The organism is Microbacterium abyssi, assembly GCF_015277895.1.
Lineage (GTDB): Bacteria > Actinomycetota > Actinomycetes > Actinomycetales > Microbacteriaceae > Microbacterium > Microbacterium abyssi.
This window is the reverse complement of the sequence record NZ_CP063815.1, coordinates 1,261,314-1,276,370: the sequence shown is the minus strand read 5'-3', so window position 1 is coordinate 1,276,370 and position 15,057 is coordinate 1,261,314. Positions and strand designations below refer to the sequence as shown.

Genomic DNA, 15,057 nt, shown 5'->3' with positions numbered 1-15,057 from the left:
GCTGCGCCAGGCCATGCACCGCGTGCGCGCCGAGGTCGACAAGGCCGTCATCGGTCAGGCGGGCACCGTCACCGGGCTCCTGGTCTGCCTGCTGTCCCGCAGCCACGTGCTGCTGGAGGGCGTGCCCGGCGTCGCCAAGACGCTGGTCGTTCGCTCGTTCGCCCGCGCGCTGGGCTTGGACACCAAGCGCGTGCAGTTCACCCCCGACCTCATGCCGGGTGACGTGACCGGCTCACTCGTGTACGACGCGCGCACCGGCGAGTTCGAGTTCCGTCAGGGGCCGGTGTTCACCAACATCCTGCTCGCCGACGAGATCAACCGCACGCCCCCGAAGACCCAGGCGGCGCTGCTGGAGGCGATGGAGGAGCGCCAGGTGTCCGCCGACGGCGCCAGCCGCGACCTTCCCGACCCGTTCCTCGTCGCCGCGACGCAGAACCCGATCGAGCACGAGGGAACCTATTCGCTGCCGGAGGCGCAGCTGGATCGGTTCCTCATGAAGCTGGTCGTCGGGATGCCGGAGCGCGACGCCGAGGTCACCGTCCTGCGGCTGCACGCCGGCGGCTTCTCACCGCGCGAGCTCACCGGCGTCGAGCCCGCGATCACGGCGGAGGAGATCCGCGCCGCTCAGGATGCCGCGGCTCGCGTCGAGGTCACCGACGAGGTGCTCGGCTACGTCGTCGACCTCGCCCGCGCCACCCGCCAGTCGCCGTCCGTGCTGCTCGGAGCGAGCCCTCGCGCGTCGACCGCCCTGCTGGCCGCCGCGAAGGCCTGGGCCTGGCTGAACGGGTCGACGGCGGTCACCCCGGATCACGTGCAGACCATGCTGGTGCCGGTGTGGCGGCACCGCCTGCAGCTGCGCCCGGACGCCGAGATGGAGGGCGTGTCTGCGGATGCCGTGCTCGCCTCGGTGATCCAGCAGACGCGGGTGCCGATCTAAGTGTTCGTCTCCGGTCGCCTCGCCCTGCTCATCGGACTCGGGGTCGTCCCGGTCGTGGCGCTCGCCATGGCCGGGATCCCGGTGTGGGTCGCGGTCGCGGCATGGCTGCTGCTGTGCGGCATCCTGCTGGCGATCGACGTGTCCCTCGCGGCGAGCGCGCGCCGGATCACCGTGACCAGGCGCGTTCCGGCGCGTGCCCGGATCGATGAGCCGATCGACGCCGGCGTCGCCCTGCACAACCACGGCGAGCGCACGCTGCACGCGCTGATCCGCGACGCCTGGCAGCCGACCGCTGGGGCGAGCGCCGAACGGCTGCGCGTCGTGGTGCCGCCCGGCGAGCGCCGCCGGGTGACGGTTCCGCTGCTCCCCCGCCGGCGCGGCGAGCTGGTGAGCGCGTTCGTGTTCGTTCGCTCCCGCGGCCCTCTGGGCCTGGGTGGGCGGCAGGCGCGGCACGACGTGCGGGGCGCGATCCGGGTGCTTCCGGCGTTCGCCTCCCGCAAGCATCTTCCCTCCCGCCTCGCCCGGCTGCGCGAGCTGGACGGCAACACCAGCATCCAGGTGCGCGGCCAGGGCACCGAGTTCGACTCCCTGCGCGAATACGTGCGCGGCGACGATGTGCGCTCGATCGACTGGCGCGCGACGGCGCGCGCCGGCACCACGATGCTCCGAACCTGGCGGCCCGAGCGCGATCGACATGTGGTCATCCTCATCGACACCGGCCGCACTGCGGCCGCACGCGTCGGCGACGGCACACGGCTGGATGCCGCGCTCGAGGCCTCCCTGTTGCTCGCCGCTCTCGCCTCGAGGGCCGGCGACCATGTGCACCTGCTGATGTACGACCGCGTCGTGCGGGGCCGGGTGACCGGCGTCGACGGCCCGGGACTGCTGCAGGCCATCACCGACGCGATGGCCCCCGTGCACGCGCGACTGGTCGACACCGACTGGGGGGGAGCATTCACCGCCATCCGCTCGCTGACGACGCGGCCCTCGCTCGTCGTCGTGCTCACGGCGCAGGATGCCGCGGAGTCCGCGCGCAGCTTCCTCGGCGCCTTCCCGAACGCATCGCGCGCCACGACCGTGCTGGTGGGCTCTGTGACCGATGAAGCGGTCGGCGTGCTGGCGACGAAGCGCGATTCCCGCGAGGACATCTATCTCGCCGCTGCCGCCGAGCACACGCTGCGCGACGCCGAGAATGTGGCCGATGCCATCCGCCGCGCGGGCGGCGAGGCGATCGCCGCAGATCCGGAGAGCCTGCCGCCCAGAATCGCCGACCGGTACCTCGAGCTGAAGGCGGCGGGCCGCCTCTGACGCGCACAGCGGGCGCCACGTTCAGGTCGCAATAGGTGCCGCTCTGAGCGAGTGATACCGGCGATTTGTGCGACCCGAGCACTCGTTCGCGGGGCGCGTGTGGATAACTCGCGCTTGCTGGGCGCGGATCCGCGCCCGGGTGGCAGATTCGACGTTCAGGTCGCACGAATCGCCGTTATGGCTTCGTCGTAGCGACACATTCCGCGACCCGAGCACATGTCTCGGCCTCCGGGCTGCGGCCACGAAGCTGTGGAGAGCGCCCGCGGACACGGCCCCGCCGGTGACACGGTTGTCCGATGCGAACCCCACGCCCCCTGCCGCGCCAGCTCGGTTCATCGTTCACCGTGCAGGATGCTCGTGACGCGGGACTGAACGGCGGCCGGCTGCGGCGCCCCGACCTCGAGGCCCCGTTCCACGGCATCCGCACACGATCTGCGCCCGTCGATCACTCCGCGCGAGACGTGTTCGAACGCCAGGCCGCCGAGCGGCGCATCCAGGCATTCCGATATGCACCGCGGTTGAAGCCAGGACAGTTCCTCAGCCATGAGACCGCCGTGTCCGTGCTCGGTGGCCCCCTACCGCTGGTGACGGCCGATCGTGCAGCCGTGGATGGTATGACCCTGCCCGTTCATGTGAGCACCCTCGGCGCGGGTCCGCTCGTGAGAGCCACCGGTGTGCAGGCGCATCGGGCTGATCCCCGAACCACGCGGATGATCGAGGTCGAGGGCTTCCTCGTCGCCGACCATGCCACTGCGTGGGGGCAGCTCGGGTCGTGGGGCGTGCCCGACCTGGTGGCGCTCGGCGACCATCTGTGCCGGGTCTGGCGTCCCGGGCCTGGGCGCCCCGATGCGGGACGACCGCCGCTCACGACCGTGGCCGATCTCGCTTCGCGGGTCTACGGAGTCAGACGCCACGGCATCCGCCGGCTTCGCGAAGCGATCGAGCTCATCCGCGAGGACTCGTGGTCGCCGCGCGAGTCGAAGCTGAGGTGCCTGATCGTTCGCGCCGGTCTTCCGGAGCCGACGCTCAACCAGGACGTCTATGACGAACACGGCCGGTTCCTCGGATGCTTCGACCTGGTCTACCTGGCCAAAAAGATCGCGATCGAATACCACGGGCTCGTGCACGCAACGACGTATGCCGCGGACGTGGAGCGGATCGCTGCGCTGCGCGCTGCCGGCTGGACGGTCATCGAAGTGACCAGCGCGCTGTTCGCCCGACGCGATGAACTGCTCACCCGCATCCGTCGCGCGCTCGGCCTGTGACTGCGCGCGCTGGCGTTCAGGTCGCAGAAAGCGCCAGTTTGCGCTGTCTGTAACGGCAGTAATTGCGACCTGGACGGGGGGCGAGGCACTTTTCAGACCGATTCGTTTTTGTGAATGATTCAGAAAAAGAGTAGACTGACGGCATGACGACCGCAGCAACACACGGAGCCCCCGAGCGCCTGCGCGCCGCGGGCCTGCGTGTCACTGTGCAGCGGGTCGCGGTTCTCGAAACCCTCGCCGCCCACCCGCACGCTTCAGCGGACTCGGTGTTCTCAGCCCTTCGCGAGACGCTCAGCGGCCTGGCGCTGCCCACGGTCCATGGCATCCTGGGCGATCTCACCGGCGCCGGCATCGTGCGCCGAGTGAGCCTTCCCGACGCCGGCAGCGCCCTCTACGAGGTGCAGCACGAGTTCGACAACCACCACCACCTGCAGTGCGTCGAATGCGGCCGCGTCGAAGACGTCGCCTGCGCCACCGGCGAAGCACCCTGCCTGCATCCGTCCCACGATCACGGGATGCGAATCATCGAAGCCTCTGTGACCTACCGAGCCATCTGCTCCGATTGCGAAAGGAACAAGTGAAATGACAGACAAGACTTTCACGACCACCCAGACCGGAACCCCGGTCGCCAGCGACGCGCACTCGCTGACCTCCGGTCCCGACGGCATCACCGCCCTCCATGACCGTTACCTGGTCGAGAAGCTCGCCTCGTTCAACCGCGAGCGCGTGCCGGAGCGCAACCCGCACGCCAAGGGCGGTGGCGCGTTCGGCGAGTTCGTCGTCACCGAGGACGTCTCGCGGTACACCCGCGCGGCCGTGTTCCAGCCCGGGGCGAAGAGCGAGACGCTGATCCGCTTCTCCTCGGTCGCGGGCGAGCAGGGCTCTCCCGACACGTGGCGCGACGTCCGCGGCTTCTCGCTGCGCTTCTACACCACCGAGGGCAACCTCGACATCGTCGGCAACAACACTCCGACGTTCTTCCTGCGCGACGGCATGAAGTTCCCCGACTTCATCCACTCGCAGAAGCGCCTCACCGGCTCGGCCCTTCGGGACGCCGACATGCAGTGGGACTTCTGGACCCTCTCCCCCGAGTCGGCCCACCAGGTCACCTATGTCATGGGCGACCGCGGCCTGCCGCGCTCTTGGCGCCACATGAACGGCTACGGCTCGCACACCTACCAGTGGGTCAACGAGGCCGGCGAGCGCTTCTGGGTGCAGTACCACTTCCTCTCCCAGCAGGGCGTCGAGCCCATGTTCGCCGACGAGGCCGAGCGGATCGCCGGTCAGGATGCCGACTACTACCGTCGTGACCTTTACGAGGCGATCGAGCGCGGCGAGAACCCGTCTTGGGACGTCTACGTCCAGGTCATGCCGTACGAAGAGGCCAAGACCTACCGCTTCAACCCGTTCGACCTGACCAAGACCTGGTCGAAGAAGGACTACCCGCGCATCAAGGTCGGCACGTTCACCCTGAACCGCAACCCGCAGAACTTCTTCGCCGAGATCGAGCAGGCCGCCTTCTCGCCCGGCAACCAGGTTCCCGGCACCGGCATTTCGCCCGACAAGATGCTGATGGCCCGCGTGTTCTCGTATCCGGACGCGCAGCGCTACCGCATCGGCACGAACTACAACCAGCTGCCGGTCAACCAGCCGCATGCCGCCCACACGAGCAACTACATGCACGAGGGCAACATGCAGTACCACTACAACACCGCAGAGCACCGGGTCTACACCCCGAACTCGTACGGTGTCGCCGGTGGCCCGCAGGCCGACCCGCAGCGCGGTGTCGAGGCGAGCTGGGAGAACGACGGCGCGCTCGTGCGCAGCGCGGCGACCCTGCACTCGGAGGACGACGACTTCGGTCAGGCTCGCACCCTGATCAACGACGTCTTCAGCGTCGAGGAGCGCCGGCGCTTCATCGAGACCCTCACCGGTCAGTACAACGCCCTGACGGTGCCCGCCATCCAGGAGCGCTTCTTCTGGTACTGGGGCCAGGTCGACCAGACGGTCGCGGATGAGGTCCGCGCGCTGGCCGGTCTTCCCGTCGGCGAGCCGGAGCCCGTCGGCGTCGGCGACTGATCGCCTGACGAACATTCCCGCGTGGGGTCGGATGCTTCGGCATCCGACCCCACTAGCATGTGCGGTGAATTCGATCGCTTCGAATCGAACCGACGAGAGGGAATCCCATGAGCGAAACGCTCGCCGAAGCAGCGGCTCCGGTCCCATCCACTGGCGCAAAACTGACCGCTGAGGCTCTCGGCACCTTCCTGCTGGTTCTCGGCGGTGTCGGCACCGCCCTGTTCGCATCCAACCACTTCACCGAGCCGGGCTCCGGGTCGGCCGTGTATGTGGCAGTCGCTCTCGCCTTCGGCCTGACGGTCGTCGTGGGCGCATACGCCTTCGGCCCCGTGTCCGGAGGCCACTTCAACCCCGCCGTCACCCTCGGAGTGGCCGCGGCGGGCCGCATCCCCTGGCGTGAGGTGCCCGGCTACATCATCTCCCAGATCGTCGGCGGACTCATTGCCAGCACGATCCTCGTGCTGGTCGGGCTGTTCGGCCCGGACGGCTGGCTCACCGGCGCCCAGGACGCAGGCTTCGCCAGCAACGGCTGGGGCGAGCACTCCCCCGGCGGCTTCGGCATGTGGGCCGCCATCATCATCGAGCTCGTGCTGACCGCGATGTTCCTGTTCGTGATCCTCGGCACGACGCACAAACTGCGACCGACGCCCTTCGCCGGCCTCGCGATCGGGCTCACGCTGACCCTCATCCACCTGATCAGCATCCCGGTCGACAACACGTCGGTGAACCCGGCGCGCTCGATCGCGGCGGCCGTCTACGGCGGCGTCGGCCCGCTGTCGCAGCTGTGGGTGTTCATCGTGTTCCCGATCGTCGGCGCCATGATCGCCGGCCTCGCGTACAAGACGCTGCTCGACGGAACCCAGCGGTCCTGATCAGCCCGCGGTGAGCTGCGGGGTGCCGGCCTCGTACTCGAGGAGATCCCCGCGCTCACCGCGCCGGTATGCTCGGCGTCCGACCAGCAGCATGTACACGAGGAACACGGCGAGAGCCGCAGCGCCGATCCCGATCTTGACGGGCCAGGCCAGCGACCAGCCGGTGACGAATCCTTCGACGAGCCCCGACAGGAACAGCGCGAAGACCAGCCCGATCGCGACGGTCGCCAGCGCCCTGCCCTCCTCGGCGAGCGCCGCGCCGCGCGTACGATGCCCCGGTGCCACCCACGCCCAGAACAGGTGCAGGCCGGCTGCGGCGGCGACGAAGATGCTCGTGAGTTCGAGCATCCCGTGCGGAAGGATGTACAGCACCATCACGTCCAGGCGGTCGTGCGCAGCCATCACGGCCGCGGAGACGCCCAGTCCGAAGGCGTTCTGCACGATCACGTACACGGGCCAGATACCCGTCACGCCGAAGAGCACGCACTGCGCGGCGATCCAGGCGTTGTTGGTCCAGACCATGCCCGCGAACACCGCCGCGGGGTTCTCGGTGTAGTACCCGGTGAAGCTCTCCTCGGCGTACTGCTCGAGGAAGTCCGCGGGCCCCAGCGTGGCGACCAGCGCCGGATCGGAGGCGATCCACGTGCCGACACCGGCGGTGATCGCGATGAAGACGACCGCGATCATCAGGGTCGTCCAGCGCAGCCGGTACAGCGCCGCGGGCAGCTGATCGGCGAAGAACCGCGCGATCTGGGTGAGGATGCTGTCCGACGCCCCGGTCAGGCGCAGTCGCGCCTTGGACAGCACGGACGACACGTACGCTCCCTGCGGCGAGTCGCCGACAGATGTCTTCAGTTCGGCGAGATCCGCGGATGCCGCGCGGTACCGCACGATCAGCTCGTCGACGCCTTCGCCATCCAGCCGGGACCGACTGAGCTCGTCCAGTCGTTCCCATTCCGCGCGGCGCGCGTCGGCCAGAGCATCGGCATCCACCTGATTTACTGTACTCATGTCCACGCCGATCGACACCGCCGACGAGGTCCTCTCCGGCGAAGCGGTCGCGATCGACGTGCAGCCGCTCGGGTTCTTCATGCGCGCACTCGGCGCACTGATCGACATGATCGTCAGCTGGGTGCTGTTCGTGCTGTTCCTGTGGCTGCGGACGTGGCTGATGTTCACCGGGACCATCGACAGCTCGATCGACGGCATCCTCAACGTCGCCGCGATGGTGGTGTGCTTCGTCGTCGTGCCGATCGTCGTCGAGCTCGCCCTCCGCGGACGCAGTCTCGGCAAGCTCGCAGTCGGCGGGCGGATCGTGCGCCTCGACGGCGGAGCGGCCGGGTTCCGGCACGCGTTCATCCGCGCCCTGATCGGCGTGCTGGAGATTTACATGACCTTCGGTGCGGTGGCGATGCTCTCGGGCGCGTTCACCGCCCGCTCGCAGCGCCTGGGCGACCTGGTGGCCGGCACGTACAGCCAGCGGGTTCGCACCCCGAAGCTCGTTCCGCTCGCCCCCGTGATGCCGCCCGCGCTGGCCGGCTGGGCGCAGATCGCGGACGTCGCGCGGATGCCGGACCGTCTCGCCCGGCGCATCTCACAGTTCCTGCAGCACGCCGAGCGCATGTCGCCGGCGGCACGGGCTCGGGTCGCACAGGACCTGGTGGCGGAATCCGCCGTCTACATCTCACCGCAGCCCGCGGCGCACCCGGAGCAGCTGCTGATCGCGATCACCGTCCTGCGCCGCGAACGCGAGCGGCGGGCGCTGGCGATCGCCGATGCGCGGGCCGAGAGGCTCACCGGCCGCCGCGTCGGCCTGCAGTCGTCAGACCCGCAGCGCCTCGTGCCGGACGACGATCCATCCCGCCGGCACTGAGAGGCGGTCGGCATGCTGTGCGCACAGATCATGTGCGTGCGGGTGATCCGTGCCGCCGAGCGGGCCGAGAGCTGCCATCTGATCGCCGTAGTCGAACGTAAGCGTCGCCACGGCCTCGCGTGCGCAGGTCACCTTCGAGCAGAGTCTTCCGTCCATCTCTGTCAGCGTAGGGCGCAGGGCTCACGGGGCGCGGACGCCGCGCGGAGCACCTAGACTTTCGTCATGCCCCGTCGCCGCACCGAACGCGCCGCCACGCCTCGCCGTGGTGCTCGGCACGGCCGTCACGGGCGTCTCGGACGCAGCGAGGTCGTGCGGCCTCCCCTGGCGCCGCTGGACGGTCGCATCGATCGCTTCGACGTGACCATCGGCACCGCGGTCGAGTTCCTGCGCGGCACCTGGCCGGAACTCGAGGAGGTTCGCTTCGAGATCGGCGGCCTGCCGCAGAAGGCGAGTGCCGACGGCATCCCCCGCTGGCACATCGACCGCGATGAGCGTCGCATCGTCCTGTTCCGGATCCCGATCGAGCGCCTGCTTCCGCCAGGCCACGACGACGGCATTCACCGTCGGATCGCGATCGAGAGCGCCGTCTTCCGCGCAGCAGCGGAGTACGTGGGCAAGGACCCGTGGGAGTTCGGCCCGGACCAGGGGTAGCGCGCTCAGGGGTAGACGATGATCGGCGCCTGCGCCGCTGCCCCCGGCGAGAGCGCCCAGCCGGCCAGCTCGTCCGTGCCGGAAAGCGTCAGCGCTGCCTGGACCTGCTGATCCGTGGAGAGCGAGTACGCGGTGTCGGCCGAGACGTCCGCGAGTGCGTCGCCGTGAGCGGGAACGAAGATCTCTTCGCCGTCACCGCCGCCCGCGGGCGCCAGCGTCACCGTCGCGTCGGCGTCCTGGGTGTTCACCAGGTGGATGCGGGGGCGAGGTCCTTCCGGCACCGCCACGAGAATCTCGCCGCGGATGCCCTCCGCCGCCGTCGTCCACGCGAAGTCACTGCCCGGTCCGATGCGGGTCGTCTGCCTGACGGCTCCGACGAGCGGTGCATCAGCGTCGATCTCGATGCTGTACACGCCGGCATCCAGACCGTCGAGGCTCATCTCCGTGGGCGTGCTCTCCTCCAGCGGCACGTTGAGCTGCTGGACCTCGGCGTCGCCGGAGCGCACGGTGATGCGCGCCCTGGTCGCCTGATCGGTCGCCATCAGCCGCAGCACGGTGAGTCCTGCGTCCTCGCTCTTCGTCGCGACCTGGATGCCGGCGAACGACAGCTCGCTCTGTGGCGCGGGTGCGCTGTCCTGCAGGTCGATGCCGGACGGATCGAGAGTGCGGATCAGAGAGGACTGCAGGACTGCTCGGACCGGCGCTCCGGCGGCCGTGATCCGGACGACCGGCTCCTGAGCGCCCGCCGCGATCGATGCCAGCGGTACAGACAGCTGCGTGCCGGCCGGGACCAGGGTGGTCGTTGCGGTCTGTTCGATGCCGTACACGACGAGGGTCGCGGTGGCGGTCACGTCGCCGGGATTGGACAGGATGATGAGGTCGTTGGTGCCGGTCTCCACGGTGCCGCCGACGAGCCAGGACTCGGTGCGCGCCTCACGGCACGGGGCCGCGGCGAGCCCGGAGAGATCGGTCTCCTCGATGGAGATCGACTCCGCCGCGGCGATCAGCGCCGCTCCGCCCCGCTCGGCACTGCCGACGAGACGCCGCGGGCCGGAGACATCGGGGAGATCGGAGGCCACGAGTTCGGACTCCTCGCGGGGACCACTGCTGTCGATCGTGAACTCGGGGGTGCCGGCCGAGACCTGCTGCGCAGCGTCCTCGGCGTTGCGGCCCACGGCGCGGAAGTCGCCGGTGCACACCAGGGTCGTGTCACCGGGGGTCGGAGTCACGGCGACCTGGGCGGGCTCACCTGCGATCTCCGGCCAGGGCACAGCGACGGCGGCCGTGACGCCCACGACGCAGCCGACGGCGACCGCGACTCCGACCAGCAGCCGAGCTCCGGTCGCGACGACCCGGATCGCACGCTTCTGAGTCATCGGTCCTTCTCCTCGTCGTCGGCGGTCGCGTCTTGCGGCACGTCGGGGGTGTCTTGCGCTGGCACGTCGAGCGCGTCGTCTTCCGGTGCGTCAGGCGCGTCGACGCTCTCGTCCGGTTCTTCGTCCTCGACGATCTCGTCATCCTCACCGTGCGCGATGGGATGCTCCTTGCGGGATGGGAGCACGATGGGTTCCTCCGGCGAGCGGCCGACGATGCGCGACTGCGCGCGGGCGGCGCGGCGGGACGCCCGAGTCGGGATCGCGAGCAGGAGCGCCGCGAACAGCACGATGAGTATGACGGTCGTGACCGTCCTGCCCGTGCCCGCCTGCGCGCTGGTGAGTTCCGCACGCTCGGTGGGTTCGGCATCCAGCCGCCAGAGCACGCCCTTGTCGGTTTCCCCGACCTTCACGAAGCCCGCGCGCTGATCCAGCGCCGTCACGGATTCGATGCGGAACGCGCGCGCGACATCGGATTCTTCGCCATCGACCTGGTCCAGCAGCACGAAGTGGATGCCGAGAGCCGCGAGCTCGCCCGGCGCATCGAAGGTGCGCGTCGAGAGCAGATCGACGGCGAGCGCGCTGGCGTCGACGCCGGGGGGCTCCGTCGCGGTGCTCTGCAGTGTGGTCTGCGCTCCGAGGGTCGCCGACGGTCCCCAAACGATCTCGACCGCAAGGCCGCCGTCGTTCTGCGGGGTCAGGACGAGCGTCGAGATCTCGCGGTCGCCGCGTGCCTCGGCGGCGACATAGGCCGGAAGGGTGCTCTCGGGTCCGTTGGTGAGCACCGCGCGCTCCGCGTGCAGCGCGGTCAGCGCGGGCACCGCGCACACCGCGAGCGAGAGCCCCGCGACGGTGACCGCCGCGACGCGCAGTCCCGGCATCGTGATCGCCGTGTCGAGCGTCACGATGGCCGCGCCGACCAATCCCACCCAGGCAAGGCTGAGCCCCGTGCCCGGCCAGATCTCGACCGGCACTCCCTGTGCGAAGGTGACGATCACGCCGACGGCCATGAATGCGGTCGCGAGACCGGTCATGGCCACGCCGAGGAGGGTGATTCCGGCGCCCCAGCGAGGGGCGACCGCCGCGGCGAGCGCGAGCAGGGCGACGGGCACGATCAGCAGCGGCGCCCACCCCGCGACGGCAGGACCCGCAGCGTCCACCCAGCCCGCGAGATCCGCGGTCGGGAATCCCGACGCCAGCAGGAGGCGCCCCGTTGCGTCTGCTGCGACCTGCGGCCCCGCCCAGGGGAACCCCGGGTCGGCGAAGACGGCCCAGAGATCGCCGCGCTGGATCTGCCTCAGGAGCAGCGGTGCGAAGAGCACAGCCGTCGGAACGAGCAGCCACAGCAGTCGCACGGCGCCGTGGAACCAGGCACGCGAGAGGACGATGATCAGGGCGAGCAACCACAGCAGTGCGATGGCGGGCGCGAGCGACGGCGCGCAGGCGAGCACCGCGGCGAGGATGATGGATGCTGCGCCCGCGGCGCCCCAGGACCGGTGGGCGACGACTGCCGCGTGGAACAGCCAGGGCAGCAGCAGATGCAGCAGCACGGCGGCGGGGCGTCCCTCGATCAGCGCGGTGAGGAAGGTCGGTGCGAGCGCCCAGGCGACGCCGCCGAAGATCCGCAGTCCGCCACGATCGGTGATGCGGGTGGCGGCGAACCAACCGCCCAGGACGGCGAGCGGGAGCGCCAGCAGCCAGAGCAGCACCATCGCGAACGATGGCGCCCCCGGCCACAGCGAGCCGATCACGGCGATCAGGCCGGCGAACGGGTCGGCCGGGCCGGTCAGGTCGATGCCGAGGCCGCGCTGTCCCCAGGCGGCGTCCTGCCACATGGCGGCAACGGTGTCGCGCAGCGGGAGCAGCGCTCCTCCGCCGATCGCCGGCCACGCGAGAAGGGAGGTGAAGGCCGCGGCGCTGACGACGAGCGCACCGAGGACGGCCCAGGCGCCGCCGCCGGAGAAGAAGTTGAGCTCGCTGACCGCTCCGCCTTCGCTGCCGTGGCCGTCATCGAGTCGGCGTCGCAGCTGTCCGCGGGTGATGCGCAGCGGTGCGATGCTCGCCCATGATGCGGTGCGGAACGCGCGGATGCCGCGCCGCGACCTGGCGACCGCGCCGAACCTCACCATCTCGGCGAACGCCGCTCCCCACTCGGGGAAGACGGCTGCGGGGCGCTTGCCGATCAGATGCACGATCGTGCGCCACAGTGCGAGCGGCAGCAGTGTCAGCCAGTGCAGCGGGATGACCGCTGCGGGCGCATAGACGAGGCGCCGATGCAGTTGAGCGACACGCGTGACGTATGCTCGCTGCGCCGCGCCCTGGGGCAGCGCCGCCGGGCCGTCCGGACTCACCGACATGCGTGCGCTCGGGGCGAGGGCGACGCGGCCGCCGCCCAGTCGTGCACGGACGCCCAGGTCGAGGCCCTCGTCGGCTCCCGCGAGCGCGGGATCGGGAAGCAGGTGCTCGCGCACTTCGCCGCGGATGAGTATTCCGCGGATGTCCGCGCCGAGCGCGTCGTCGCGTCCGTCGTGCTGATTCTGGTCGAGTTCCCCGGCGACGAGGTCGACGGAACGGCCGAACGTCGTCATCGTCACACCGAGCGAGACGAGTTCACGCTCGTTGTCGACGTCCACGAGCTTGGGAGCGGCGATCGCCGCGGACGGCGATCGCTCGAGCGCCCCGGCGAGCTGGGCGAGCGCCTGCGGGTGGGGTGCGGTGTCCTGCGCGAGCAGCCACACGGCTGCTCCCTCGGTGACGCGGGGCATGGCCAGCTTCACGGCCGCAGCGAACGATGTGCTGCTGCGAGCCTCGATGATGCCCTCGACGACGCGTGCGATGGCATCGCTCTCCCTGGCGGCGGAGCCGTCTCCGCAGACGACCAGGGTGACGGCGTCGGGGCGCCTGGTCTGCAGCGTCAGCGCATCGAGTGTTCGCAGCAGCTGCGCACGAGAAGAGGGGCCGGGGCGCGCGACGATGATTGCATGGACTCGGGTTGGCATGGCCTGGTCAGCCTATGCTCTGGGGTCGTGCACCATCGTCAGCGCACTCGGCGTGGCCGGAAGCTATGCGAGTGTCAGCCTGCGGCCTGGCGCTTGAGCTTGCGACGCTCACGCTCGCTGAGCCCGCCCCAGATGCCGAAGCGCTCGTCGTTGTTGAGCGCGTACTGCAGGCAGTCGCCGCGGACGTCGCAGGACGAGCAGATGCGCTTGGCATCGCGTGTCGAGCCGCCCTTCTCGGGGAAGAAAGCCTCGGGGTCGGTCTGCGAGCAGAGCGCATCGGTCTGCCACGCAAGCGCCGTGTCTTCTTCGTGATCGGGTCGCCTGACCCCGGGAACCCCGAGATTGACCGGATCGACAAACCAGTTCTCGGGAACGTCGGAACGGTAACCCGTCATATCGTTCTCCTTGCCCTTATATTGCCCCCCGCTGGGCCGTGCATCACTAATTACACCCGTGTCATTCGATCCGGTCAAGTCGCAGATCGTAAACCCTCAAGCGCATATTGAAAGTTCACGGCGTGTCATCGGCGTGTCGCATCACAATGTGCCCGTCCTGGGGCATTCACACGCCCGGGTGGGCGATGAACGCCTCCCCCGTGCCGGAGAGGACGAGCGCCTTCTCATCTGCAGTGGCGAAGACCGCCTTGCCTACGGGGATGGCGCGGGCGACGGCATCCACGCCCTCGACACTCACCTCTCCGCCGGTGGCGAGAACCATCGCCGGTCCGGAGATCTCCACAGCGACCGGGGTACCGCTCAGCGCGACCCGCCGCAGCGCGAAGTCGGGAACATCGACAGGGTACGCCGTCACTGCGCCCGATGCGGCCGGCCGCAGCACCGGCACGACGCCCGGCGTGGTGTCGAGCACCGACAGCAGCTCAGGCACGTCGATGTGCTTCGGCGTCAGTCCGCCGCGCAGCACGTTGTCGCTCGCCGCCATGATCTCGACGCCCAGCCCGGACACGTAAGCGTGCAGGAGCCCTGCTCGCAGGAAGATACCCTCTCCGTGGCGCAGCACGATGAAGTTCATCAGCAGAGCCACGACGACGCCGGGATCGCCCGGGTTGCGCGCAGCGATGGAGCGCACGGCATCCAGCTCCGCGGCGAACTCGTCGGATGTCGCACCCGAGAGCGCCGCGATGATGTCGTCGACCTCCGCCTGTGCGGCTCCCGAGAGCAGCCAGGCGATGGCATCCCTCAGCACGTCGCCTTCGCCGCCGAGCCGCTCGCGCAGCGCCGCGATGCCGTGTGACGAACCGAGCGCTTCGACGAGCCTCAGAGTGTCAGGCACAGGGCGGAGCCCGCCGAGCGCCTCGAACCGGTCGCTCAGTGCGACGATCAGTTCAGGCTTGTGATTCTCGTCGCGGTAGTTGCGCTGCGGGTCGTCGGCGGCGAGTCCGGCCTCGCGCGTCCATCCGTCGCGGGCCTGTGCGACGGTCGGGTGCACCTGGATCGAGAGCGGGTCCGCGGCGGCGAGCAGCTTCAGCAGGTACGGGAGCGTGCCGCCTGTCACGGCATCCAGTGTCGTGCCGTCGGCGACCTCGGCCGGGTCGCCGGGGTGGTCGCCGAACCAGACCTCCGCCTCCGGCGTGCCGACCGGCTCACGTCCTTCCAGATCAGCCAGGAGGGTGGTGGATCCCCAGGCGTAGTCGCGGGGGGTGTTCGACAGACTGAGCAGCATGCGACCAGCGTACTGAGAGA

General features: G+C 69.8%; 14 protein-coding genes. 8 read left to right on the top strand and 6 right to left on the bottom strand.

Translation table 11 applies throughout. The features are described from left to right. Window positions 1-13: 13 nt before the first annotated feature. The 6 genes from IM776_RS06170 to aqpZ all read left to right on the top strand — a co-directional run bounded on the left by IM776_RS06170 (window position 14) and on the right by aqpZ (window position 6,461). Window positions 14-937, top strand: a complete 924-nt coding sequence (locus IM776_RS06170; protein WP_194422533.1) for an AAA family ATPase — start codon at window positions 14-16, stop codon at window positions 935-937. Next, window positions 938-2,245 (top strand): DUF58 domain-containing protein, encoded by a 1,308-nt coding sequence (locus IM776_RS06165; protein WP_194422114.1) that lies wholly within the window; start codon window positions 938-940, stop codon window positions 2,243-2,245. A 296-nt stretch (window positions 2,246-2,541) separates the two neighbouring features. Next, window positions 2,542-3,510: a hypothetical protein gene (locus IM776_RS06160; RefSeq protein ID WP_194422113.1), complete on the top strand. Its 969-nt coding sequence runs from the start codon at window positions 2,542-2,544 to the stop codon at window positions 3,508-3,510. A 143-nt stretch (window positions 3,511-3,653) separates the two neighbouring features. Further along, window positions 3,654-4,091, top strand: coding sequence for a Fur family transcriptional regulator (locus IM776_RS06155; protein WP_194422112.1), 438 nt, complete (start codon window positions 3,654-3,656; stop codon window positions 4,089-4,091). A 1-nt stretch (window position 4,092) separates the two neighbouring features. Then, window positions 4,093-5,589 (top strand): catalase, encoded by a 1,497-nt coding sequence (locus tag IM776_RS06150; RefSeq protein ID WP_194422111.1) that lies wholly within the window; start codon window positions 4,093-4,095, stop codon window positions 5,587-5,589. Between the two features lie 107 nt (window positions 5,590-5,696). Continuing rightward, window positions 5,697-6,461 (top strand): aquaporin Z, encoded by a 765-nt coding sequence (gene aqpZ, locus IM776_RS06145; RefSeq protein ID WP_194422110.1) that lies wholly within the window; start codon window positions 5,697-5,699, stop codon window positions 6,459-6,461. On the opposite strand, the gene IM776_RS06140 is transcribed toward aqpZ, so the two are convergent. After that, window positions 6,462-7,454 (bottom strand): stage II sporulation protein M, encoded by a 993-nt coding sequence (locus IM776_RS06140; protein ID WP_194422532.1) that lies wholly within the window; start codon window positions 7,452-7,454, stop codon window positions 6,462-6,464. Window positions 7,455-7,470: 16 nt separating this feature from the next. Here IM776_RS06140 and IM776_RS06135 point away from each other — a divergent pair, with 16 nt between their 5' ends. Beyond that, on the top strand, window positions 7,471-8,334 hold the full coding sequence (locus IM776_RS06135) for an RDD family protein (RefSeq protein WP_194422109.1): 864 nt from the start codon (window positions 7,471-7,473) through the stop codon (window positions 8,332-8,334). On the opposite strand, the gene IM776_RS06130 is transcribed toward IM776_RS06135, so the two are convergent. After that, window positions 8,284-8,490 (bottom strand): DUF3499 family protein, encoded by a 207-nt coding sequence (locus IM776_RS06130; protein WP_194422108.1) that lies wholly within the window; start codon window positions 8,488-8,490, stop codon window positions 8,284-8,286. The genes IM776_RS06135 and IM776_RS06130 overlap by 51 nt on opposite strands. Before the next feature lie 66 nt (window positions 8,491-8,556). Here IM776_RS06130 and IM776_RS06125 point away from each other — a divergent pair, with 66 nt between their 5' ends. Beyond that, on the top strand, window positions 8,557-8,985 hold the full coding sequence (locus tag IM776_RS06125) for a hypothetical protein (protein WP_422730939.1): 429 nt from the start codon (window positions 8,557-8,559) through the stop codon (window positions 8,983-8,985). A 5-nt stretch (window positions 8,986-8,990) separates the two neighbouring features. Here IM776_RS06125 and IM776_RS06120 read toward each other — a convergent pair whose 3' ends face one another. The 4 genes from IM776_RS06120 to manA form a co-directional block, all read right to left on the bottom strand. Next, window positions 8,991-10,361: a DUF5719 family protein gene (locus IM776_RS06120; protein ID WP_194422107.1), complete on the bottom strand. Its 1,371-nt coding sequence runs from the start codon at window positions 10,359-10,361 to the stop codon at window positions 8,991-8,993. Next, entirely contained in the window at window positions 10,358-13,357 is a 3,000-nt protein-coding gene (locus IM776_RS06115; protein WP_194422106.1) for a glycosyltransferase, read from the bottom strand. The genes IM776_RS06120 and IM776_RS06115 overlap by 4 nt, the downstream gene beginning before the upstream one ends. Before the next feature lie 74 nt (window positions 13,358-13,431). Further along, window positions 13,432-13,752: a WhiB family transcriptional regulator gene (locus IM776_RS06110; RefSeq protein ID WP_194422105.1), complete on the bottom strand. Its 321-nt coding sequence runs from the start codon at window positions 13,750-13,752 to the stop codon at window positions 13,432-13,434. 166 nt (window positions 13,753-13,918) lie between these two features. Then, on the bottom strand, window positions 13,919-15,037 hold the full coding sequence (manA, locus tag IM776_RS06105) for a mannose-6-phosphate isomerase, class I (protein WP_194422104.1): 1,119 nt from the start codon (window positions 15,035-15,037) through the stop codon (window positions 13,919-13,921). Window positions 15,038-15,057 lie beyond the last annotated feature (20 nt).

What these genes read in the sequence shown, in the direction of transcription:
- IM776_RS06170 (WP_194422533.1), top strand. Translation starts at nt 14, where the DNA reads ATGCACCGCGTGCGCGCCGAGGTCGACAAGGCCGTCATCGGTCAGGCG.
- IM776_RS06160 (WP_194422113.1), top strand. Translation starts at nt 2,542, where the DNA reads ATGCGAACCCCACGCCCCCTGCCGCGCCAGCTCGGTTCATCGTTCACC.
- IM776_RS06155 (WP_194422112.1), top strand. Translation starts at nt 3,654, where the DNA reads ATGACGACCGCAGCAACACACGGAGCCCCCGAGCGCCTGCGCGCCGCG.
- IM776_RS06150 (WP_194422111.1), top strand. Translation starts at nt 4,093, where the DNA reads ATGACAGACAAGACTTTCACGACCACCCAGACCGGAACCCCGGTCGCC.
- aqpZ (WP_194422110.1), top strand. Translation starts at nt 5,697, where the DNA reads ATGAGCGAAACGCTCGCCGAAGCAGCGGCTCCGGTCCCATCCACTGGC.
- IM776_RS06135 (WP_194422109.1), top strand. Translation starts at nt 7,471, where the DNA reads ATGTCCACGCCGATCGACACCGCCGACGAGGTCCTCTCCGGCGAAGCG.
- IM776_RS06130 (WP_194422108.1), bottom strand. Translation starts at nt 8,490, where the DNA reads ATGGACGGAAGACTCTGCTCGAAGGTGACCTGCGCACGCGAGGCCGTG.
- IM776_RS06125 (WP_422730939.1), top strand. Translation starts at nt 8,557, where the DNA reads ATGCCCCGTCGCCGCACCGAACGCGCCGCCACGCCTCGCCGTGGTGCT.
- IM776_RS06120 (WP_194422107.1), bottom strand. Translation starts at nt 10,361, where the DNA reads ATGACTCAGAAGCGTGCGATCCGGGTCGTCGCGACCGGAGCTCGGCTG.
- IM776_RS06115 (WP_194422106.1), bottom strand. Translation starts at nt 13,357, where the DNA reads ATGCCAACCCGAGTCCATGCAATCATCGTCGCGCGCCCCGGCCCCTCT.
- IM776_RS06110 (WP_194422105.1), bottom strand. Translation starts at nt 13,752, where the DNA reads ATGACGGGTTACCGTTCCGACGTTCCCGAGAACTGGTTTGTCGATCCG.
- manA (WP_194422104.1), bottom strand. Translation starts at nt 15,037, where the DNA reads ATGCTGCTCAGTCTGTCGAACACCCCCCGCGACTACGCCTGGGGATCC.